Genomic DNA, 21,834 nt, shown 5'->3' with positions numbered 1-21,834 from the left:
GATATGTAAAGGGGAGATCAAAGCTCCCCTTTTAAAAAGGAGGAGAAATTATGAACCAGTTTATTCAACAATTGCTCAATGGTTTATCACTCGGTAGTATTTATGCCTTGATAGCCTTAGGCTATACCATGGTTTATGGTATCATCAAGTTGATCAACTTTGCGCATGGTGATATTTATATGCTTGGTGCTTATTGTGCTTATATGGTAACGCTCATGCTTGGTTACACATCTGGACCAAGTATCGGGACATTCTTTATTGCCTTGATTGCGGCGATGGTTTTTTGTGGCGTCCTAGGTATGGTCGTTGAACGGATTGCTTATCGACCTTTGCGTCATGCCACACGTATTGCGGCATTGATCACTGCCATTGGTGTATCTTATTTTATCGAATATACGACCCAATATGTCGTAGGGGCCGAACCAATCAAATTCCCACAATTATTGCCGGATACATCGTTCCATTTGGGTAGCATTCGCATCACTTCGGAGCAGATCTTTATTTTTATCATCAAGATAGTATTGATGTTGCTTCTACAATTTATTATTTCCAAGACCAAGATGGGACGTGCCATGCGTGCTGTCAGTGTGGATGAAGATGCGGCTAAATTGATGGGTATCAATGTGGATGCGACGATTTCTTTTACTTTCTTATTAGGTTCCGCCTTAGCTGGTGTTGCTGGTATCTTGGTTGGTGTTTACTACAATACCATGAATCCATTGATGGGATTTACGCCAGGTCTTAAAGCCTTTATTGCCGCTGTCTTTGGTGGAATTGGCAGTATTCCTGGTGCTATGCTTGGTGGTTTCTTTGTTGGTATTGCGGAAACGATGGTTGTTGCTTATGGATCCAGTTTATGGAAAGATGCCATCGTATATATCATTTTGATCTTGATCTTGATCATTAAACCAGAAGGTTTGTTGGGCAAGAACGATAGGGAGAAGGTGTAGATCGTGCGCAATCTATTCACGAAAGTTAATTTTGCGTGGACTGTTTTAATGGTTGTGGTCTATTTTATCATCTTGTTGTTGATGAATACAGGAATCATTAATTTATACTATCAAGTTACGCTCTACGATATTTGTATCAATATCATGTTAGCTGTTTCCTTGAATTTGATCATTGGTATTTGTGGTCAGTTCTCCTTGGGACATGCCGGTTTTATGTGTGTTGGTGCATATAGTGCTGGTATCATCACCAAGATGATGCCCACCACAGGCGGCTTGATCATTGGAATCCTGGTTGGTTTTGTGCTTTCTGCTGTTCTTGCCATCATCGTATCGGTGCCAACACTCCGTTTGCGCGGTGACTATTTAGCCATTGCCACTTTAGGGTTTGCCGAAATCGTACGAATCATGGCCCAAAATATGAAGATCACCAATGGTGCAGCGGGCTTAAGCGGTATTCCCAAGCTGACAACTTGGCCTTTACTCTATTTAGGTGTTGTCATTACGCTATTGGTTGTTTGTAACTTTACACGCAGTGCACCTGGACGTGCCTGTCTTTCCATTCGCGAAGACGAAATTGCTTCGGAAGCGATGGGAATCAATACGACAAAATATAAAGTTTTAGCCTTTGTGATTGGTGCTTTGTTAGCTAGTCTGGCTGGTGCACTTTTTGCTTGTAACTACTACATCATCAAACCAACGCAATTTAACTTTAATAAATCCATCGACATTTTGGTTATGGTCGTCTTTGGTGGTTTGGGATCTATGACATCCAGTGTCATTGCCGCCATTGCGATTGGTCTTTTGAATATGTTCCTACAAAACTTTGCTGAACTTCGCATGATCATCTATGGTGTCGCTTTGATTTGTATCATGATTTTCCGTCCACAAGGTATCTTAGGAAATCGCGAATTTTCATTTAAGAAATTATTAGAACGAAAGGGGAATGACTAATGGCAGAAACGATCCTTGAGGTCAAGAACCTGACAAAGAACTTTGGTGGACTTTGTGCAGTCTCCAATGTCAATATGGAAATTAAAGAAGGGGAACTGATTGGTTTGATTGGGCCTAATGGGGCAGGAAAAACCACTTTGTTCAATTTGTTGACCGGTGTCTATGAACCAAGCTCGGGTTTGATCGAATTGACCAAAGATAACCAACAAATTCAAATTGGTGGTTTAAAACCTTATAAGATTACGGGTCTAGGTGTGGCTCGTACGTTCCAGAACATTCGTTTGTTCAAAACGATGACGGTGTTGGAAAATGTAAAAGTGGCAATGCATAAGAATATTCGTTATGGAACGATTGCTGCCATTTTACGATTGCCTATTTATTATTCCGAAGAAAAATGGGTAGAAGAAAAAGCCTGTGATTTATTGAAGGAAGTTGGTTTGTATGGCAAACGAAATGAAATGGCTACTAATTTACCTTATGGTGAACAGCGGCGATTGGAAATTGCACGGGCTCTTGCCATCCAACCACGAATCTTATATTTGGATGAGCCAGCAGCTGGTATGAACCCACAAGAAACGACGGAACTTACGCAACTGATTCATCACGTACGGGATAAATACAAATTGACTGTTATTTTGATCGAACACGATATGTCCTTGGTCATGTCCATTTGTGAACGGATCTATGTGTTAAATTATGGGAAATTGATTGCTTCGGGTACACCGGAAGAAATCCAAAAAGATCCATTTGTGATCAAAGCCTATTTAGGGGAGGAAATGTAGTATGTCCATGCTTGAAGTTCAGGATCTTCACGTACACTATGGCGTTATCGAAGCCTTGAAAGGTGTGACCATGCAAGTCGAACAAGGAAAGATCGTCTCTTTGATTGGTGCCAACGGAGCGGGAAAAACGACGATGTTGCATGCCATCAGTGGTATTGTGAAAAAGAGCAGTGGTACGATCCAATTTTTAGGAGAAGACATCACTAAAACAAAGCCGAAAAATATTGTTGAAAAAGGATTGGTGCAAGTACCCGAAGGACGTCGTATCTTCACGGGTATGACGGTTTATGAAAATTTGATGATGGGAGCTTTCTTGCGTAAAGATAAAGACGGAATCCAAAAGGATCTGAAGCGTTGTTACGAATTGTTTCCTATCTTAAATGAACGTACGAGCCAGGATGCGGCCACACTATCGGGTGGTGAACAACAAATGCTCGCGATGGCACGGGCCTTGATGGCAAAACCAAAACTATTATTATTGGATGAACCGAGCATGGGATTAGCGCCTATTTTAGTTAAAGAGATCTTTTCCATTATTGAAGAAATCAATCGCAATGGGACGACCATCTTATTGATCGAACAAAATGCCAAAATGGCATTATCCATTGCGGATAAGGCCTATGTATTGGAAACAGGAAATATTGTCTTGGAAGGAACTGGAAAAGAATTATTGAATAGTCCAAATGTTCAAAAAGCATATTTAGGAGGATAAGATGTTTAAAGTAAAAGATTTCATGACAAGCGATGTCATTTGTACGGAAAGTGATGCAACGATTTCGGAAATCATCGACTTGATGAATACGAAACATATCCACCGTGTACCCGTTGTGAAAAATGGTCAATTGATTGGTTTGATCACCGAAGGAATGATCTCAAATTCGGGTACACAGGCAACCAGCTTAAGCATTTATGAATTGAATTATTTATTGTCCAAGACAACGGTTCGTTCCGTCATGATCAAAGATGTGATCTTTGCGAATGAAGATGATTTGATGGAAGATGCCACCGATCGGATGTTGAAACATGATATTGGTTGTTTACCGGTTGTGGATAAAGATCATAAAGTAACGGGTATATTGACACAAAATGATGTGTTTACTTGTTTCTTGAACATGTTGGGTTGGGGAAAGAAAGGTTCGCGTATCACCGTTGGTGTCAAAGATGAGATCGGTGCGATTGGCAATCTATCAAAGATCTTTGTAGCTCAACATGTAAACATTTCCAATATTGGTGTATATTCTCATAGTGGGGATGTTGCCAATATCGTGATTCGTTGTGATGCTTCAGATCCAACGCTTTTATGTAAAGCATTGGAAGACGCTGGTTATGAGGTATTGGAACAAATTAGTAATCAATAAAAAACTGTTCGGTCATGGGCCGAGCAGTTTTTTAATAGGAATCGAGATCATTTGGATACGTTACTTCTTTGACTTGGTTGAAATCTTTGATTTGTACATTCAAAGTAAATTCAAACGTATTGGTTTTCTTGGAAGAAACGGACATTGTTCCTTTGGCATAGAGTTTTAAATGGGTGATGTGCTTTTTGGATAAAGTAGCTTCCAGATTGGCTTCGGATACATTGGCCGAACCAAGATTATCAAAGAGCTGGGATAATTGATCCGGATCGATCGTAAATGAATAGGTGTTGCCTTTTCTTGAACTGGCCGTAAAGAAACTTTCTAATTCTTCATCGGAATAATTTAAAAATGGATCGATGGAAGATAAGCGCTTGCCATCTTCGATCCCAATCTTGGAAGCAACACTTTGTGAAGTTGTTCCTTGATTTTTTAAATAGGTCTTGCCATCTTTGATATAAAAATCGATGAAATCATTGGCGGTGTTTTCATTGGATTCCAAACCAAGCCGTAAAGCCAATTGAATTTTGTTTTCTTGGATCAAGGCAGCATCGACTTTGATTTTTGAAGTGTTCTTGTTGTTTTTCATATCAAGTGATCCACTCACATGGGCAGATTTGGCATCCAAGGTATGATGGAACGCATCGAAGAAACGCAAAATATCATCATTGTTCTTTGATGAAGAACATCCAACAAGACTCAAAGAAAGTACACAGACAAGCAAGCATGTGAATATTTTTTTCATTTTATTTCTCCTGTGAATAGTAGTATTGTATAGTCTAAAAAGGAGTGTGTCAAAAATGGTATTGATTTATTTAGGTACAGCAGATCCAAAAATAATCGATGTGATACAAAAGACAGGCATGGAATATCATGTGGTGGGAGATCAAGAATGTTCAAAGACCATGGAGGAATTGATGCATCATCCAACCACATCCAAAGGGAAGCGACCGCCATTTCTCTATATATATGAAGAAGATGCGTCTTTATTGGCCCGATCGTTACAAGAAGAGGGCATTTATATCGGTCGAGTGGCTCAAAATACGCCAGAAAACATCCATTGGTCCTTGCGGGATTTGATGGATGAGGTTGATCTTGCCTATGAGATCGATAGCTTACGAACGGAATTGTATGAGTTGGTTGAACATATTGATACGAAAAAATTTCAAACGGATGCCAACTATCAACATTTGATGCGTCATGCGATCGCTTTGGTCGAAGATCCGCATGCGAGCTTGGAACAATTGGATGATATGGTTCGTGCTTGTCAAAAAGCATGAACTTTTTTAATTGGAGTTGCATTTTTCTTGCATTTCGGGTAATATAATAAATTGCATAAGATTCCTTAGGGGTACTATGCCCTTTTGGATATTGTCAATGAAAGGAAGGCATGCATGGAGACTAGCAAAGCGTATCGTGTTGTGGCATGTGGCAAAAAAGCGCAGCGCCGCGATTATTCCAAAGTAAGTGGTAAGTTAGAATTACCAAACCTTGTCGAAATCCAGACAGACTCTTTTGAATGGTTCACAAAAGAGGGGATTAAAGAAGTTTTTGAAGAAATTTATCCAATCGAAAACTATGGTAAGAATATTAAATTGAATTTTTTGCGTTATCATTTTGATAAACCAAAATATGACAAAGAGGAGTCCATGTATAGAGAGTGCAACTATGCCGCACCTTTGTATGCCGACATGGAACTGGAAATTACCGATTCCACAACGGGTGAAATCGTAACGAAGACCGAAGAAGTATATTTAGGCGATTTTCCATTGATGACCGAAACAGGTACATTCATCATCAATGGTGCAGAACGTGTTATCGTATCACAAATCGTTCGTTCTCCAGGCGCTTATTTTTCGCAAAATGAAGATGAAAAAAGTGGTAAACAAAATTATGCCTGTGAATTGATTCCAAGTCGTGGTACTTGGTTGGAATTTATGACAGAACAAAAGAAATCAACGAATGGTCGTTTGATCAATGTATCGATCGATCGTCGTCGTAAGATTTTATTCTCTATTTTGTTCAAAGCCATTGGTATGTCTTTTAACTTAGGCGATATCGATGATCCCAATGATACGACGCAATTGGAAACTTTCTTAGCGGCCATGGGTCGTCGATTCCCATCCAAACCCAAAGAATCTTTAATTGCGAAACGTGATGAATATGAAAGTGAAAAGAATGCGATTGCGAAAGAACATGATGCATTGGCAAAACGTATTCGTGATGGAAAATCGAAAGATGCGAATGCTGAAGCAAAATTAGCTTCTTTAGAATCGACATTGGAACAAGCAGAAGAAAAGCTAGCAAAAGTAGAAGCAGAATTGGCGGATTATTTAGCTGTTGATACCGAAAAACGCGATTATATGAGCTTGTATATCTTATTGTATACAGCCTTTTTTGGGAAATATGAAGAAGTTGAAAATACTTTGCTTCATGATTATACCAAAGACAGTCGTTCCGCTGATAATACAGCCACGACCCAAGGTGCTTTATTGAGTTTCTATGGCAACCAAAGAAGTGATGAGGTCGCTGTTGTATCTGCATCCGTTTCTTTGATGCGCGCTAAATTCTTTGATCATCGACGTTATGATCTGACCAAGGCGGGTCGTTACAAATTGCGTAAAAAGCTCAATGCGATTGCACGTATCGAAGGCAATCGTTTAGCGCATGATATCATCGATGTGAATGGCAATGTCTTTATGGAAAAAGGCAAGATGATCCATCGTGATGAACGGAATGCTTTGCGTGAAGAATTAGCCAAAGGTACCTATTGTAAAGCTTTCCCATTCCGTACGGAATTCCATGAAGCGGATATTGTTTCCATCCCAACCAGCTATAATACAGGATTGGTTGGTCGTATCTTAGCTGATGATATTACGGCTGGTGATATCTTCTTTGAACAAGGAACCGTTTTGACTCAAGTCGATGTCGATGCGTTAAAAGGCGCCGTAGAAGAAGTGCCTATTTATGCCGGTTTGATTGCACAGCCGATACAACTTACAGCCGAAAATTGTGAAGCTGTATTAGACTATGGACAATATTTATATCATTTAGGTCGTTTGACCAATGCGAAATCTTTGGATGTTGTCGATGACGATATGGAATTGGTCATTGATCGTTATGATATCAATGGTCGTGATATCTCGACTGGTAAAGAAGATGCAGCTCGTTTAGATGCCGATACCAAAGCGATGATTGCTTCCCGTGTAGCCAATGAAGAATTGACACTTTGGATCGTTGGTGCTTGTGTACAAGAAGTCTATGTCTTAGATGAAGATGATCATGAAATCAAGATCATTGGTAATGATCCATTTGCGAATATGCACACAATTACTATTCCAGATATGTATGCTTTCTTTGGCTATAATTTAAATGTCATGGATGGTATTGGATCAACCGATGATATCGATATGTTAGGAAACCGTCGTATTCGTTCGGTTGGTGAATTGATCCAGAACCAATTCCGTATTGGATTAAGTCGTATGGAACGTGTCGTCCATGATCGTATGTCCATTCAAGAATTGGATACATTGACACCTCGTAAATTAACGAATATTCGACCTTTGACAGCCGCTATTAAAGAGTTCTTCTCTTCAAGCCAGTTGTCGCAATTTATGGACCAACAAAATCCATTGGCCGAATTGACCAATAAACGTCGTATTTCGGCTTTAGGACCTGGTGGATTGACGCGTGATCGTGCTGGTTTTGAAGTCCGTGACGTGCACTCCTCGCACTATGGTCGTATTTGTCCTATCGAAACGCCAGAAGGACCAAACATTGGTTTGATCAACAACTTAACAACCTATGCGAAGATCAATGAATATGGTTTCATTCAAACACCATATCGAAAGGTCAATAAAGATGGAACGGTATCGGAAGATGCGGTTTATCTCAGTGCCGATGAAGAAGCGGATTATATCATTGCCCAAGCCAACGAGGTTCGTGATGGTCGTTTGATCAATGAAAAAGTCGTTGCTCGTAAAGCGGGCGATACGATCATTGCCAGTCGTGAAGATGTGGAATTGGCCGATGTCAGTCCAAAACAGATTGTCTCCGTTGCCACCGCCTGTGTCCCATTCTTGGAAAACGATGATGCATCGCGTGCCTTGATGGGTGCCAACATGCAACGTCAAGCCGTACCACTATTGAATCCACATAGTCCATATGTAGGAACAGGTATGGAATATAAGATTGCGAAAGATTCCGGTGTGGGTATCGTCGCCAAAGAAGATGGTGTCGTAAAATATGTCGATAGTTTACGTATTGTCGTGACAAATAAAGATGGTTTAGATCATACGTATCAACTTCGTAAATTTGCTCGAAGCAATGCGTCCACTTGTATCAACCAACATCCGATTGTTGAAGTGGGGGAAGAAGTCGAAAAAGGCGATATTTTAGCTGATGGTCCAAGTATGCAGAATGGTGAATTGGCATTGGGTCAAAATGTGGTCATTGCTTATTCCACTTGGTATGGATATAACTATGAGGATGCCATCATCATGAGTGAACGTATGGTTCGCGATGATGTATATACGTCTGTACATATTGAAGAATATGATATTGATTGTCGTGATACAAAATTAGGTCCAGAAGAAATTACGCGTGATATTCCAAATGTTGGTGAAAAAGCCGTAGCGAAATTGGATGAAAATGGCATCATCATGATTGGTGCGGAAGTGAAAGAAGGCGATATCTTAGTCGGTAAGGTAACGCCAAAAGGCCAAAGTGAAGTATCGCCAGAAGAAAAATTGTTGTTGGCAATCTTTGGTGAAAAATCGCGTGAAGTTCGTGATAATTCATTGAAAGTGCCTCATGGAGGAGCGGGTATCGTTCATTCCATCCGTGTATTTAAACGGGGAGATGGATCGGAATTACCTCCTGGAGTGAATACGCGAGTGAAAGTATATATTGTACAAAAACGTAAGATTTCAGAAGGTGACAAGATGTCTGGACGCCATGGAAACAAAGGTGTCATCTCTCGAATCTTGCCAATTGAAGATATGCCATTTACGGGTGATGGACAACCAATTGATGTCATCTTGAACCCATTTGGTGTGCCTTCTCGTATGAATATCGGACAGATCTTAGAGATCCATCTGGGTTATGCAGCACGTAAATTAGGTGGCATCAAATTCTCGACACCAGTATTCGATGGTGTATCCAATGAAGAGTTATTGGATGTTATGAAAGAAGCATCCATGACCAAAGATGGAAAACAAGTCTTATATGATGGCTTGACGGGTGAACCATTTGATGAACGAATCAGTGTCGGTGTCATGTACATGATCAAGTTGGCCCACATGGTCGATGATAAGTTACATGCCCGTGCAACGGGGCCATATTCTTTGGTTACGCAACAGCCTTTGGGTGGTAAAGCACAAAATGGTGGTCAACGATTTGGAGAAATGGAAGTTTGGGCTTTGGAAGCATATGGAGCTGCGCATACCCTACAAGAGATCTTGACCATTAAGTCGGATGATATCCAAGGTCGTATCAAGACGTATGAAGCCATCATCAAAGGTAAAGATATCCCTGAACCAGGTGTACCAGAATCATTCCGTGTATTGATGCATGAAATGCAAGGTTTAGCTATTGATATTCGTTGTTTAGATGAAAATGGGGAAGAAGTCGACATCACAACCGAAGATGATGACGATGATGTCCCAGCACCTAAGAAAGTAGAACCAGTTGTTGAAGAAGAAAAAGATGAACTTGTCAATGACATGGAAGAGACAGATTCAAAAGAAGAAGATCAGGAGGCAGATGAATGAGTATAAACCAGTTTTCATCCATTCAGGTTCGTTTAGCGAGTCCTGAAAAGATCCTAGAATGGTCACATGGTGAAGTAACGAAGCCTGAAACAATCAACTATCGAAGTCAAAAAGCAGAGCGCGATGGCTTATTCTGTGAACGCATTTTCGGTCCAACCAAGGACTGGGAATGCGCTTGCGGTAAATATAAGAAAGTTCGTTTTAAAGGAGTTGTCTGTGATCGTTGTGGTGTAGAGATCACAAAATCCAGTGTTCGTCGTGAACGTATGGGACATATCCATTTGGCTGCGCCGGTTGCTCATATTTGGTACCTACGTGGTATTCCAAGCCGCATGGCCTTGTTGCTGGATGTAACACCAAAACAATTGGAAGAAGTTGTCTATTTTGTTAGTTATATTGTCACCGATCCAAAAGATACGGAATTGACGTATAAACAAGTATTATCCGAACGTGAATATCGTGAGTTTGCGGCAATCTATGGTTCCGATAAATTTGAAGCCAAGACTGGTGCTGAAGCTGTTTTAAAATTGTTACAAAATGTCGATCTGGAAAAAGAGTTCCAAGATATTCAAGAACAATTGGAAAAAGCGTCAGGTGAAAAACGTAAAAAATTGATCAAACGCTTGGATACGGTGGATGCATTCCGTCATAGTGACAATAAGCCAGAATGGATGATCCTGACCAATATTCCGGTCATTCCGCCTGATCTAAGACCCATGTTGCAATTGGATGGTGGACGTTTTGCGACCAGTGATTTAAATGATTTATATCGCCGTGTCATTACGCGTAATAATCGTTTGCATAAATTATTGGAATTGGGTACGCCAAACATTATTGTTCAAAATGAAAAACGTATGTTGCAAGAAGCCGTAGATGCTTTGATCGATAATGGTCGTCGTTCCAAGCCAATTACCGGTGCGGGTGGTCGTCCTTTGAAATCCTTATCGCATTCATTGAAAGGTAAACAAGGTCGTTTCCGTCAAAACTTGTTAGGAAAGCGTGTCGATTTCTCTGGTCGTTCCGTTATAGCGGTCGGACCGGATCTGAAAATGTATCAATGTGGTATTCCACGTGAAATGGCAGTGAATTTGTTTAAGCCATTCATCATTAATGAGATCGTCAATGAGGGATTGGCTGCCAATCCTAAAAATGCTGAAAAATTAATTGAAAGACAAGATACACGTATTTGGGATGTGGTTGAAAAAGTCATTGATGGATATCCTGTATTGATGAATCGTGCGCCTACATTGCACCGTTTGGGTATTCAAGCTTTCTTACCAAAATTAGTGGAAGGACGAGCAATGCGTCTGCATCCATTGGTATGTACGGCCTTTAATGCCGACTTTGATGGTGACCAGATGGCCATTCACGTTCCATTGAGTGAAGAAGCTCGTGCCGAGGCTTTGGTCATGATGTTGGGTTCCCATAATATTTTGGGTCCAAAAGATGGAAAACCAATCGTTACGCCAGGTCAGGATATGGTCATGGGTAACTATTATTTGACCATGGAAGAAACCAAAGAAGAGTTCTTGCAGGAAAGTCAGCGTTATATGGATGCGGATTGTCCAAAAGAAGCTGCCTTGTGGAAAACATTTGCGGAAGCCGAAGGACATGTATACAGTGATGTGGATGAAGTTATGATGGCATATAAATCGCATTTGGTTCATTTGCATTCACGTATTGCCTTACCTGTTCGTGGTGTGGGTAAATCCAGCTTCGATCCAGTGCATGCCGATGATTATTTGGTCACCACCCCTGGAAAGATCATTTTCAATAGTATGTTCCCCGGTGATTTCCCATTTATCGAAGAAGTTTCAAAAGCGAACTTTGAAAAGACGCCAGAACGTTATTTCGTGAAACCAGGCACGGATATTCCAGAATATATTGCGAATTTACCGATTCGTGATGAGAATGGTAAAGATTTCTCAGTCAAAAAAAAGGACTTAGGTAAAGTCATTGCCGAAGTATTCCGTCGTTATAGCGTGGATCAAACGGCAGAAGTATTGGATCAAATCAAAGCTTTGGGATTTAAATATTCAACAGTTGCAGGTATCACGGTTGCTTTAAGTGATATCGAAGTGGCTCCAAATAAAGAAGAAAAAGTGGAAGAAGGTCGTCAAAAGGCCGAACAATTAAAACGTCTACAACGTAAAGGTATGTTGACCATGCAAGAGTGGGAATCTCACTTAAGTGGTTTGTGGGATACGATCAAAGATGAGATCGCGGATAGCTTGGTTGCCAACATGGACCGTAAGAATCCAATCTTTATGATGGCGGATTCCGGTGCTCGTGGTAACCGTTCGAACTTTACACAGTTAGCCGGTATGCGTGGTTTGATGGCGCGTCCTGGACATGCCAAATCAACCCATGGTGAATTTGTACCTAGCATCATCGAGGTCCCTATTTATTCGTGTTTCCGTGAAGGATTGAACGTAAGTGAGTTCTTTACCTCGACCCATGGTGTACGTAAAGGTTTGACCGATACCGCTTTGAAGACGGCTGAATCGGGTTATTTGACGCGTCGTTTGGTGGATGTTGCCCAAGGTGTCATTATCCAAGAAGACGATTGTGGAACCGATAAAGGTTCTTGGGTCGAAGATCTTGTTGATCGCAAGACCAATACCGTTATCGAAAGTTTCCAAGATCGAATCGCGGGGCGTTATTCGAAACAAGATGTCGTTGATCCAAATACAGGTGAATTGATCTTGGCAAGTGATGAATATATTACAGATGATATGGCCAAGAAAATTGTTGAAGCGGGTATTACCGGTATGTATATTCGTTCCGTATTTACTTGTAAATCAAGTACAGGTGTATGTCGTAAGTGCTATGGTAAAAACATGGCAACCGGTAAAGATGTTGAAGTTGGTGAAGCTGTTGGTGTCATGGCCGCTCAATCCATTGGTGAACCAGGTACCCAGTTGACCATGCGTACTTTCCATACTGGTGGTGTAGCCGGTGCCGGTACGGGTGATATTACACAAGGTTTGCCTCGTGTCGAAGAGTTGTTCGAAGCACGTAAGCCTAAAGGTGTGGCTGTTATTGCTCAGATTTCCGGTGAAATTACTTCGATTGAAAATATTGAAGGTACAAAGCGTCAAGAAGTGATCATCACTTCCGAAAAAGAAAGTGTTTCGCATAAGATCAATGCCAACCAGGAATTGCGTGAATGGGTTCGAGTTGGAAACCATATTGAAGCTGGTGAAGCCTTGACCGAAGGTCCATTGGATCCAAAAGAATTATTACGTGTTGCCGGTGTTCGTGAAGTGCAAGATTATATCTTGAAAGAAGTCAAGAAGGTATATCAATCACAAGGTATCGAGATTTCGGATAAGCACTTGGAAGTTATGATCATGCAGATGATGCGTAATGTCATTGTGACGGATAAAGGTGATACGGATCTGAATATTGGTGTTCAAAAATCGTTGAATGAAATTACGCGTATCAACCGTAAATATTTGTTGGAAGGAAAACAACCTGCAAAATTCAAACCAATTTTGTTGGGTATTTCGAAATCGTCCGTAGAGACGGATTCGTTCTTGTCGGCGGCTTCGTTCCAAGAAACGACCAAAGTATTAACGGATGCAACGATCAAAGGAAAGACGGATCATTTACGTGGTATGAAAGAAAATGTCATGATTGGTAAGCTGATTCCAGCAGGAACCGGTTGTCATGGACATCGTCCACAAAATGATTTGGTAGCTGCAAAAGCGAAAGAATTACGTGATCAACGTTTAGAGCGTATGCATCAAAAAGAAGCAGATACACAATTTGATAAGTTGGTGGCGGAAAATACCCCAGCTGAAGAATCATCATCCATGGATGAATAAGGAGCTTTTGAAGCTCCTTTTTTTGGAGGTTTTATGTTTGAAGAAGTGCAAAAGTTTTATTCGTATTGTCAAAAACAGTTATCAAAAACCATAGTTTCGGTCAATGTGGTAACGGACACATTTGATGAAACCGAAATCGTGGATGCATTGGCTTTTTGTGGGGCCATCGTCTATGAAGGCAAACCGTATGGGGCTGATGCTCGAATTGAAAAGGGAGCCTATTATTTAAACGATCAAGAAGTTCCGGTTTCTGCTTTCGCATCGATGGAAATCAAGTATTCGTATTCCAATGCACGCATTAAAAAAGATCCCGCCTAAGGGGATCTTTTTTTATAGGATCTGTATATGGTGGGCTTTGCAAGCTTGGATCATATCTTCTGGCCATATGCTGGCTTGGACTTCACCAATGTGAGCTTTTTTCAGCAGCAACATACACAAACGAGATTGACCAATGCCACCACCAATGGTATAGGGCAGCTCTCGATTGAGGATGGCTTGATGATAAGGTAATTCCATGCGTTCCGTACAATTTTCTTTCTTTAATTGTTCAACCAAAGAATTTTCATCAACACGAATGCCCATAGAACTGATTTCCAATGCGCATTGGAGGGGTTCAAACCAGAACATGATGTCGCCATTGAGTTGCCAATCATCATAATCGGGAGCACGTCCGTCATGTTTTTCGCCATTGGAAAGGGTATCGCCAATTTTCATGATGAAGACACAACCGTATTTTTTAGCAATCGCATTTTCTCGCTGGCGTGCATCCAGATTAGGATAGAGATCCAATAGTTCTTGCGTTGTGATGAAGTGAATATCGTCGGGTAGATGATTGACCGCTTCTGGATATTTGTACCAAACTTCGTGTTCCATGTGTTTGATCACTTTAAAAATATGACGAACGACTTGGCGAAGCGTTTCTTCGTTACGTTCTTCTTTGGTGATGATCTTTTCCCAATCCCATTGATCCACATAGGCAGAGTGTAAATTATCGAGGTCTTCATCTTTGCGAATCGCATTCATATTGGTGTAAAGGCCGGTATGCATTTGGAAACCGTATTTTTTAAGTGCAAATCGTTTCCATTTGGCAAGGGAATGCACAACTTCAATGTCTTCATTCGGAAGAGCTTTCATATCAAAATGTACAGGGGTTTCTACGCCATTTAGATTGTCGTTCAAGCCCGAGCTTTTGGTGACAAAAAGTGGTGCGGAAACGCGGGAAAGATGGAGTTCGTTGCCGAATTCTCTTTGAAATGTGTCACGAATGTATTTGATGGCTTCTTGGGTATGGCGTATATCCAAGACAGGATCGTAATTTTCAGGTAATATCAGTGTCATAAGGACTCCTTTCTACATACCTTTTGATTGTACCATAAACGATGAATCATTGAAATAAATACAGATTATTGATACTATTGTACCGTTATGTAAGGAGAGTTGAATATGCGAGATCGTTTTTCCAGCCGATTGGGATTTATCTTGATCAGTGCTGGTTGTGCTATTGGATTAGGAAATGTTTGGCGTTTCCCATATATTACGGGAAAATATGGGGGTGCTGCTTTTGTATTGATTTATTTGTTTTTTTTATTGATCTTAGGTTTGCCTGTCATGGTCATGGAATACAGTGTAGGTCGGGCCAGTCAAAAAAGTGCGGCGCAATCGTTTGATGTCCTTGAGCCAAAAGGAACGCATTGGCACTGGATGAAATATTGGTGTTTGATTGGAAATTATTTATTAATGATGTTTTACACGACTGTCTGTGGTTGGATGGTGTATTATTTCTATAAAATGATCATTGGTTCTTTTCAAAATGCGAGTGCAGAACAAATCACGGCGACGTTTAACCATATGTTGGCCAGTCCAAGTATCAATGTTGGGTATATGATCTTTGTTGTCGTACTGGGCTTTTTTGTGGTATCCAAAGGATTAGTAGACGGTTTAGAAAAAGTTTCTAAGACCATGATGATTTGTTTATTGGGTTTGATGGTCATTTTAGCGATTCGTTCAGTGACTTTGCCAGGTGCTAGTGCTGGTTTGAGATATTATCTCGTGCCTGATTTTCATAAAATGACACAATATGGCATTGGAAATGTGATTTTTGCGGCTATGGGACAAGCCTTCTTTACGTTATCTTTAGGCATCGGGGCCATCGCAATCTTTGGTTCTTTTATTGATAAAGATCGACGTTTGACTTCGGAAGCGATGCAGGTGGTTGCCTTGGATACGTTTGTTGCCATTGTAGCAGGATTGATCGTGATCCCGGCTTGTTTTGCGTATCATATCGATCCAGGACAAGGACCTGGTTTGATTTTTGTTTCTTTGCCCAATATTTTTGCGAATATGGCGGGTGGCAATATTTGGGGTGCTTTGTTCTTTTTATTTATGAGTTTTGCGGCTTTCACGACCATTATTGCGGTTTTTCAAAACATCCTGACCATGACCAAAGAATTAACGGGATGGAATCGTACGCAAAATTTATTGGTGAGTTGTTTTGGGGTATTGATCTTATCTTTGCCTTGTGCATTGGGTTTCAATGTATGGTCTTTTATTCAACCTTTGGGTGCGGGTACAACCATCCAAGATCTTGAGGATTTTATTGTTTCGAATAATTTATTGCCTTTGGGATCAATGATCTATGTATTGTTTTGTACTGCCAAAAAAGGTTGGGGATGGAAGCATTTCTTGCAGGAAGCCAATAGTGGACAGGGTATTCGATTTCCAAAATCAGTTCGATGGTATTGTAGTGTCATTATTCCTTTATTGATCCTCATCATTTTTGTGCAGGGTTATATCGTTTATTTTGCAGGGTAGATATTCAAAATGGATATCTGCTTTTTTTATGTAAGCGTATGTGTTAAAATGTAAGAAAATGTAAGAAGGAGAAGGGAAATGAAAAAAATAAGCAAAATTGCCCTTGCGATTGCATTGGGCCTTTCCATGACTGCTTGTAGCAGTGGAACCGCAACGAAAGACAAGAGTGACGTGAAGATTGGTGTGATTCAGTACACTGAGCATCCAGCTTTGGATAAAGCGTATGATGGTTTTGTCAAACAATTGAAAAAGGCTGGGTATAAAAAGAGTCAGATTGATTTCAAGAATGCGCAAAATGACCAATCGAATTGTGAGACCATTGCCAATAAGTTTGTGAATGATGGGGATGATTTGATTTATGCGATTGCGACACCGGCAGCACAGGCGGCAAAAGGAAAAACCGATGATATTCCAATCGTGATCTCGGCGGTTACCGATCCAAAAGCGGCTGGGTTGGTCCAATCCAATAAAAAACCAGGTGAAAATGTAACGGGTACGAGTGATTTGAATCCGGTTGAAGAACAAATTGAACTGTTGCAGAAATTGGTTCCCAATGCCAAAAAGGTTGGAATCATGTATTGTTCGAGTGAAGATAACTCGATCGTGCAGGCAAAATTAGCGCGTAAAGCGATTGAAAAGGCAGGAATGGAATCGCAAGATTTCACGGTCAGTGAAACAAATCAGATCCAGCAAGTAGCTGAATCGATGGTTGGTAAGGTTGATGCGGTATATATTCCTACCGATAATATGTTGGCAGAAAGTATTTCGAGTGTGACTTCGGTGACAAATGAAAATAATTTACCTTGCATTGTTGGTGAATCCAATATGTGTGAAGGTGGTGGATTGGCAACGTATTCGATTGATTATGAAAAATTAGGGGAACAAGCCGGTAAGATGGCTGTGAAGATCTTAAATGGTGCAGATCCTGCGACAATGAAGATCCAATATCAATCGAAGGATGATCTACAATTGTACATCAATCGTAAAGTTGCGAATCAATTGGGAATCACCATTCCCGATGAGTATAAAGATGCGACAGATATAGGAGAATAATGCATGAATATACTACTAGCTATACAAGGTGCCATTAGTCAAGGTGTGCTTTGGGGTGTCATGGCATTGGGTGTATATATCACCTTTCGTTTGTTGGATATTGCCGATTTAAGTGTGGATGGTTCCTTTGCGACAGGTGGTGCTGTTTGTGCGGTTGCCATCCTACATGGTGTAGATCCATTGATTGCTGTTTTATGCGCATTTATTTCTGGCTTGATTGCTGGTGGTATTACGGGTCTACTTCATACAAAATGTCAAATTCCGGCTATCTTGGCTGGTATCTTGACGCAAATTGGACTATATTCCATTAACTTGCGAATCATGTCTCGTTCGAACTTGCCGTTATTGGCAAGTCCGACCATGTTTAAGATTTTCCACAATTGGACCCATATTTTATCTTCTTGGTCAGTCTTGATCATTGGTGTCATTTTTGTTTTGGTTGTTTCTTTATTGTTGTATTGGTTTTTTGGAACGGAAATGGGGTCGGCCATTCGTGCGACAGGAAATAATGAACATATGGTTCGTGCCCTTGGTGTCAATACCAATACAACGAAGCTACTTGGTTTGATGCTTTCCAATGGGTTGGTTGCCTTGTCTGGTGCTTTGGTCACGCAATCGCAAGGATATGCGGATGTCAAGCAGGGCATTGGTGCCATTGTGATTGGATTGGCTTCGATCGTCATTGGTGAAGTAATCTTTCGTGGTAAAGGAAATTTCTTTGTGGCTTTGTTGTCAATCGTGGTTGGTTCGATCATTTATCGTATCATTGTGGCCATCGTTTTACAGCTGGGTTTATCAACGGATGATCTGAAATTATTTACAGCCATCTTAGTTGGTATTGCTTTGACTGTTCCGGTGATCTTAGATCATCGAAAACAATTGGCCATGTATAAAAAATTGACCGGAAAGGAGATGGGTGATCATGCTTAGGATCGAACATGTCTCTAAAACGTTCAATATGGGAACCATCAATGAAAAAAAAGCATTGAATGATCTCAACTTACATTTAGAACCTGGTGATTTTGCGACGGTCATTGGTGGCAATGGTGCCGGAAAATCCACGATGTTGAACATGGTTGCGGGAGTATATCCGATTGATTGTGGTCATATCTATGTGGCCGGAAAAGATATTTCTTTGGCACCAGAATACAAACGAGCGTCTTTGATTGGTCGTGTCTTCCAAGATCCAATGATGGGAACAGCTTCGAATATGAGCATTCTGGAAAACTTGGCGATGGCCAATCGTCGTGGTAAATCACGTTCTTTAAAATGGGGCGTGACCAAAGAGGAAGAAAGTCAGTTTAAAGAAGAATTGAAACGACTGGGTCTCGGTCTGGAAGATCGTCTGACCAGTAAAGTGGGCTTGTTGTCGGGTGGCCAAAGACAAGCTTTGACTTTATTGATGGCCACTTTGATTGAGCCAAAATTGTTGTTGCTGGATGAGCATACGGCGGCTTTGGATCCTCGTACCGCAAAGAAGGTATTGGATCTAACGGTCGAAATTGTCGAATCCCAACATTTAACGACATTGATGATCACGCATAATATGAAGGATGCGATTGCGATTGGCAATCGTTTGATCATGATGCATGAAGGTAAGATCATCTATGATGTGCGTGGTGCAGAGAAACAAAAATTATCAGTGAATGATTTGTTGAAAAAATTTGCCGAAGCACATGGCGATGAATTTGCGAATGATCGGATGATGTTGGGTTGATTTTCGCTTAACCATCCGGTATGATAAAACAAACCGTTGAAGAAGAGATCAAACGAAAAGATGTGCCGAAGCGAGTCTGGGATGGTGCAAGCCAGATGGTAACAATTTCGCAAATGGACTTCCGAGGGCGAGGTGAATAGAGTAGCCAAGACGTGCCATGCGTTAAATGGATGAGTGGATATCGAATGATATCAATTCAGGTGGTACCGCAGAATTTGTATTTTGTCCTGTATGTTTTTACATACAGGCTTTTTTATTAGAGAGAAGGGTGTGTATGAAGAAAATATTAGCTGCCATATTGGCATTGAGCTTATCTTTGAGTGGTTGTCAATCCATGGCACATGATAAACCGGTCGTATCGGTTGCTCAATTGGTTTCGCATCCATCACTTAATTTGATTCGTGATAATTTCAAAAAAGAAATGAAGCGATTGGGCTATGTTGATGGCAAGAACATTGAATTGAATTATGCCGATGCTTCGGGTCAAGTGGCCAATTTGAATTCGATCGTGAATCAATTTGAAGATAAACAAAGTGATGTGATCGTGGCCATTGCGACACCAACCGCACAAATGGCCGCGCGTGTATCGAAAAATATCCCGGTGGTATTTTCTGCTGTTTCCGATCCGATTGGGGCTCAATTGGTTTCCAATCTAAAACATCCAGGTGGAAATATCACAGGGACAAGTGATGAGGTACAGATCGATCAAATCTTGGAATTAGCCAAGACGCTAATGCCAAATATGAAAACGGTTGGTTTTTTGTACAATGCTTCAGAAACCAATAGTGTGGCAAACTTAAAAAAGGCAAAGTCGTATTGTGCCAGTCATGGATTGACCTTGATTGAAGGAACCGGAAAAGACATCACCGAATTAGAGACATCGGCTTCGGTTTTGTGTCAAAAGGTGGATGTGCTTTTATCACCCAATGACAATACGGTGGCTAGTGCCATGCCTTCTCTTTCCAAGACGGCTACGGATGCAGGAATTCCTTATTATGTTGGTGCCGATTCAATGGTAAAAGATGGAGGATTGGCCACGGTCGGGATTGACTATGCCCAATTGGGAAAAGAAACCGCCGATATGGTCGATCAGATCTTAAAAGGCAAAAAAGCGGGTGATATTCCGGTAAAAGTCTATAAAAAGGATTTATTTATTTATGTGAATAAAAAGACGTTAAAACAATTGGGTATCACTTTGCCGGATTCCGTTGCGCAGAATAAGAAGCTACAAATTGTAGGATAGAGGGGAGAAAATATGTCAAGTGCAGTTATATTAAAAGCAATTGAATTGGGATTGGTTTTATCGGTATTATCTTTGGGTGTATATATATCGTTTCGTATCTTAGATATTCCCGATCTGACCGTGGATGGGTCTTTTTCAACGGGTGCAGCGACAGTAGCCATCATGACGATGGCAGGAGCACCGATGATTGGTTTATTTGCGGCTTTTTTGGCAGGATGCGTTTGTGGGATCATTACGGCCTTGTTGCAGACCAAGATGCATATTCAGCCTTTATTAGCGGGTATCATTACAATGACTGGGTTGTATTCCATCAATTTGCGTATCATGGGCAATCTACCCAATATGCCTTTGATTTCTTTAGATCCGGCCAATGCAACCATTTTCGATAAGATCGATCAGCCTTTGTTGGCATTGATCCCAATCGTTGCCTTGATTGGTTTCTTGCTGTATTGGTTTTTTAAGACCAATTTGGGACTGGCCATTCGCGCTACGGGAAACAATGAAGCGATGGTTCGTTCCAGTTCGATTAATGCGGATACGATGAAGATCATTGGTTTTGCGTTATCCAATGGATTGGTTGCTTTATCGGGTGCTTTGTTTGCGCAATACAATCATTTTGCGGATGTGACTGGTGGTACCGGAATGATGGTCATTGGTTTAGCTGGTATCATTGTTGGTGAAGCCATCTTACAAAAACATACCATTGGTTTTGGTTTGTTTGCAGCAATTTTAGGGGCTTGTATTTATCGGTTCTTATATACGTTGGCTTTGCAGTTTGGTGTTCCATCTGGCGATATGAACTTGATTTCTGCTATCTTAGTTGCCATTACCATTTCGATTCCATATTTACGTAAAAGAAAGGGGCCAGAAAATGCTTAGTCTACAAGATGTATCGGTTACGTTTAATCAAGGAACTTCATTAGAAAAGAAAGCGTTGTCGCATGTCAGCGTAGATGTCAATGATGGTGATTTTATTACGATCTTAGGAAGCAATGGAGCAGGTAAATCTACTTTCTTTAATGTCATTGCTGGAAAATTATCCGTTAGTGAGGGTAAGATCATTTTGGGTGGTAAAGATATCACCCATGAAAAAGAGCATGTGCGTGCTCGAAATATTGGTCGATTATTTCAGGATCCTTCCATGGGGACGGCGAGTCATTTGAGTGTGGAAGAAAACTTGGCATTGGCATATTCTCGTTCCAATCGTGGCTTGTTTTCGATGGCTGTCAATAAACAGGATCGTGCTTTCTTTGCAGAAAAGTTAAAAACGTTGAATATGGGATTGGAAGATCGAATGAAGACGCCGATTGGTTTATTATCAGGTGGTCAACGACAGGCTGTAGCTTTGATGATGGCGGTTTTAAATCCACC

18 protein-coding genes are annotated in these 21,834 nt (G+C 40.9%); 16 read left to right on the top strand and 2 right to left on the bottom strand.

The genetic code is table 11. The annotated features are described in order from the left end of the window. The first annotated feature begins 50 nt into the window (after nt 1-50). The 5 genes from SOS22_RS09855 to SOS22_RS09835 are packed head-to-tail and all read left to right on the top strand — an operon-like array spanning nt 51 to nt 4,041. Nucleotides 51-950 carry a branched-chain amino acid ABC transporter permease gene (locus SOS22_RS09855; protein ID WP_320597062.1) on the top strand — a complete coding sequence of 300 codons (900 nt, stop codon included), beginning with the start codon at nt 51-53 and terminating at the stop codon, nt 948-950. Between the two features lie 3 nt (nt 951-953). Further along, complete coding sequence (locus SOS22_RS09850; RefSeq protein WP_320326072.1) at nt 954-1,901, top strand: branched-chain amino acid ABC transporter permease; 948 nt, start codon at nt 954-956, stop codon at nt 1,899-1,901. Beyond that, nucleotides 1,901-2,683, top strand: coding sequence for an ABC transporter ATP-binding protein (locus SOS22_RS09845; RefSeq protein WP_320326071.1), 783 nt, complete (start codon nt 1,901-1,903; stop codon nt 2,681-2,683). The genes SOS22_RS09850 and SOS22_RS09845 overlap by 1 nt, the downstream gene beginning before the upstream one ends. Before the next feature lie 7 nt (nt 2,684-2,690). Continuing rightward, on the top strand, nt 2,691-3,395 hold the full coding sequence (locus tag SOS22_RS09840; protein WP_320326095.1) for an ABC transporter ATP-binding protein: 705 nt from the start codon (nt 2,691-2,693) through the stop codon (nt 3,393-3,395). Nucleotide 3,396: 1 nt separating this feature from the next. After that, nucleotides 3,397-4,041 (top strand): CBS and ACT domain-containing protein, encoded by a 645-nt coding sequence (locus tag SOS22_RS09835; protein ID WP_320326070.1) that lies wholly within the window; start codon nt 3,397-3,399, stop codon nt 4,039-4,041. Nucleotides 4,042-4,072: 31 nt separating this feature from the next. Here the strand turns inward: SOS22_RS09835 and SOS22_RS09830 are convergent, their stop codons facing one another. Further along, nucleotides 4,073-4,783 carry a hypothetical protein gene (locus SOS22_RS09830; protein ID WP_320326069.1) on the bottom strand — a complete coding sequence of 237 codons (711 nt, stop codon included), beginning with the start codon at nt 4,781-4,783 and terminating at the stop codon, nt 4,073-4,075. Between the two features lie 55 nt (nt 4,784-4,838). On the opposite strand from SOS22_RS09830, the gene SOS22_RS09825 reads away from it, so the two are divergent. From SOS22_RS09825 to SOS22_RS09810, 4 genes are all read left to right on the top strand, one after another. Beyond that, complete coding sequence (locus SOS22_RS09825) at nt 4,839-5,318, top strand: hypothetical protein (RefSeq protein ID WP_320326068.1); 480 nt, start codon at nt 4,839-4,841, stop codon at nt 5,316-5,318. A gap of 114 nt (nt 5,319-5,432) precedes the next feature. Next, nucleotides 5,433-9,809 carry a DNA-directed RNA polymerase subunit beta gene (locus SOS22_RS09820; RefSeq protein WP_320597061.1) on the top strand — a complete coding sequence of 1,459 codons (4,377 nt, stop codon included), beginning with the start codon at nt 5,433-5,435 and terminating at the stop codon, nt 9,807-9,809. Further along, nucleotides 9,806-13,639 carry a DNA-directed RNA polymerase subunit beta' gene (gene rpoC, locus SOS22_RS09815; RefSeq protein ID WP_320597060.1) on the top strand — a complete coding sequence of 1,278 codons (3,834 nt, stop codon included), beginning with the start codon at nt 9,806-9,808 and terminating at the stop codon, nt 13,637-13,639. Before SOS22_RS09820 ends, rpoC begins: the two co-directional genes overlap by 4 nt. A gap of 33 nt (nt 13,640-13,672) precedes the next feature. Then, nucleotides 13,673-13,957: a hypothetical protein gene (locus tag SOS22_RS09810; RefSeq protein ID WP_320326065.1), complete on the top strand. Its 285-nt coding sequence runs from the start codon at nt 13,673-13,675 to the stop codon at nt 13,955-13,957. Nucleotides 13,958-13,969: 12 nt separating this feature from the next. Here the strand turns inward: SOS22_RS09810 and asnA are convergent, their stop codons facing one another. Beyond that, the gene (gene asnA / locus SOS22_RS09805) at nt 13,970-14,977 is read right to left on the bottom strand and encodes an aspartate--ammonia ligase (protein ID WP_320326064.1); all 1,008 of its coding nucleotides are present in this window, start codon (nt 14,975-14,977) and stop codon (nt 13,970-13,972) included. Between the two features lie 99 nt (nt 14,978-15,076). Here asnA and SOS22_RS09800 point away from each other — a divergent pair, with 99 nt between their 5' ends. From SOS22_RS09800 to SOS22_RS09770, 7 genes are all read left to right on the top strand, one after another. Further along, nucleotides 15,077-16,450, top strand: coding sequence for a sodium-dependent transporter (locus tag SOS22_RS09800; RefSeq protein WP_320597059.1), 1,374 nt, complete (start codon nt 15,077-15,079; stop codon nt 16,448-16,450). A 78-nt stretch (nt 16,451-16,528) separates the two neighbouring features. Beyond that, a complete protein-coding gene (locus SOS22_RS09795; RefSeq protein WP_320326062.1) occupies nt 16,529-17,503 on the top strand; it encodes an ABC transporter substrate-binding protein in 975 nt (324 codons plus the stop codon). A 3-nt stretch (nt 17,504-17,506) separates the two neighbouring features. Then, nucleotides 17,507-18,433, top strand: a complete 927-nt coding sequence (locus SOS22_RS09790) for an ABC transporter permease (protein ID WP_320326061.1) — start codon at nt 17,507-17,509, stop codon at nt 18,431-18,433. Continuing rightward, on the top strand, nt 18,426-19,220 hold the full coding sequence (locus SOS22_RS09785; RefSeq protein ID WP_320326060.1) for an ABC transporter ATP-binding protein: 795 nt from the start codon (nt 18,426-18,428) through the stop codon (nt 19,218-19,220). The genes SOS22_RS09790 and SOS22_RS09785 overlap by 8 nt, the downstream gene beginning before the upstream one ends. Before the next feature lie 274 nt (nt 19,221-19,494). Then, on the top strand, nt 19,495-20,463 hold the full coding sequence (locus SOS22_RS09780; protein ID WP_320597058.1) for an ABC transporter substrate-binding protein: 969 nt from the start codon (nt 19,495-19,497) through the stop codon (nt 20,461-20,463). 12 nt (nt 20,464-20,475) lie between these two features. Further along, the gene (locus tag SOS22_RS09775) at nt 20,476-21,342 is read left to right on the top strand and encodes an ABC transporter permease (RefSeq protein WP_320326058.1); all 867 of its coding nucleotides are present in this window, start codon (nt 20,476-20,478) and stop codon (nt 21,340-21,342) included. Continuing rightward, nucleotides 21,335-21,834: ABC transporter ATP-binding protein (locus tag SOS22_RS09770; RefSeq protein ID WP_320597057.1), on the top strand; the 500-nt coding region annotated here is incomplete at its 3' end. The genes SOS22_RS09775 and SOS22_RS09770, both read left to right, overlap by 8 nt.

The sequence above is a fragment of the Absicoccus sp. genome (genome assembly GCF_034090965.1).
Classification (GTDB): Bacteria; Bacillota_I; Bacilli_A; order Erysipelotrichales; family Erysipelotrichaceae; genus Absicoccus; species Absicoccus intestinalis.
The sequence above is the reverse complement of the archived record's forward strand: the minus strand, read 5'-3'. Positions and strand labels throughout refer to the sequence as shown.

Coding starts and splice junctions, on each gene's coding strand:
- rpoC (WP_320597060.1), top strand. CDS start 9,806: ATGAGTATAAACCAGTTTTCATCCATTCAGGTTCGTTTAGCGAGTCCT.
- SOS22_RS09820 (WP_320597061.1), top strand. CDS start 5,433: ATGGAGACTAGCAAAGCGTATCGTGTTGTGGCATGTGGCAAAAAAGCG.
- asnA (WP_320326064.1), bottom strand. CDS start 14,977: ATGACACTGATATTACCTGAAAATTACGATCCTGTCTTGGATATACGC.
- SOS22_RS09825 (WP_320326068.1), top strand. CDS start 4,839: ATGGTATTGATTTATTTAGGTACAGCAGATCCAAAAATAATCGATGTG.
- SOS22_RS09840 (WP_320326095.1), top strand. CDS start 2,691: ATGCTTGAAGTTCAGGATCTTCACGTACACTATGGCGTTATCGAAGCC.
- SOS22_RS09845 (WP_320326071.1), top strand. CDS start 1,901: ATGGCAGAAACGATCCTTGAGGTCAAGAACCTGACAAAGAACTTTGGT.
- SOS22_RS09835 (WP_320326070.1), top strand. CDS start 3,397: ATGTTTAAAGTAAAAGATTTCATGACAAGCGATGTCATTTGTACGGAA.
- SOS22_RS09775 (WP_320326058.1), top strand. CDS start 20,476: ATGTCAAGTGCAGTTATATTAAAAGCAATTGAATTGGGATTGGTTTTA.
- SOS22_RS09790 (WP_320326061.1), top strand. CDS start 17,507: ATGAATATACTACTAGCTATACAAGGTGCCATTAGTCAAGGTGTGCTT.
- SOS22_RS09855 (WP_320597062.1), top strand. CDS start 51: ATGAACCAGTTTATTCAACAATTGCTCAATGGTTTATCACTCGGTAGT.
- SOS22_RS09780 (WP_320597058.1), top strand. CDS start 19,495: ATGAAGAAAATATTAGCTGCCATATTGGCATTGAGCTTATCTTTGAGT.
- SOS22_RS09830 (WP_320326069.1), bottom strand. CDS start 4,783: ATGAAAAAAATATTCACATGCTTGCTTGTCTGTGTACTTTCTTTGAGT.
- SOS22_RS09785 (WP_320326060.1), top strand. CDS start 18,426: ATGCTTAGGATCGAACATGTCTCTAAAACGTTCAATATGGGAACCATC.
- SOS22_RS09795 (WP_320326062.1), top strand. CDS start 16,529: ATGAAAAAAATAAGCAAAATTGCCCTTGCGATTGCATTGGGCCTTTCC.
- SOS22_RS09810 (WP_320326065.1), top strand. CDS start 13,673: ATGTTTGAAGAAGTGCAAAAGTTTTATTCGTATTGTCAAAAACAGTTA.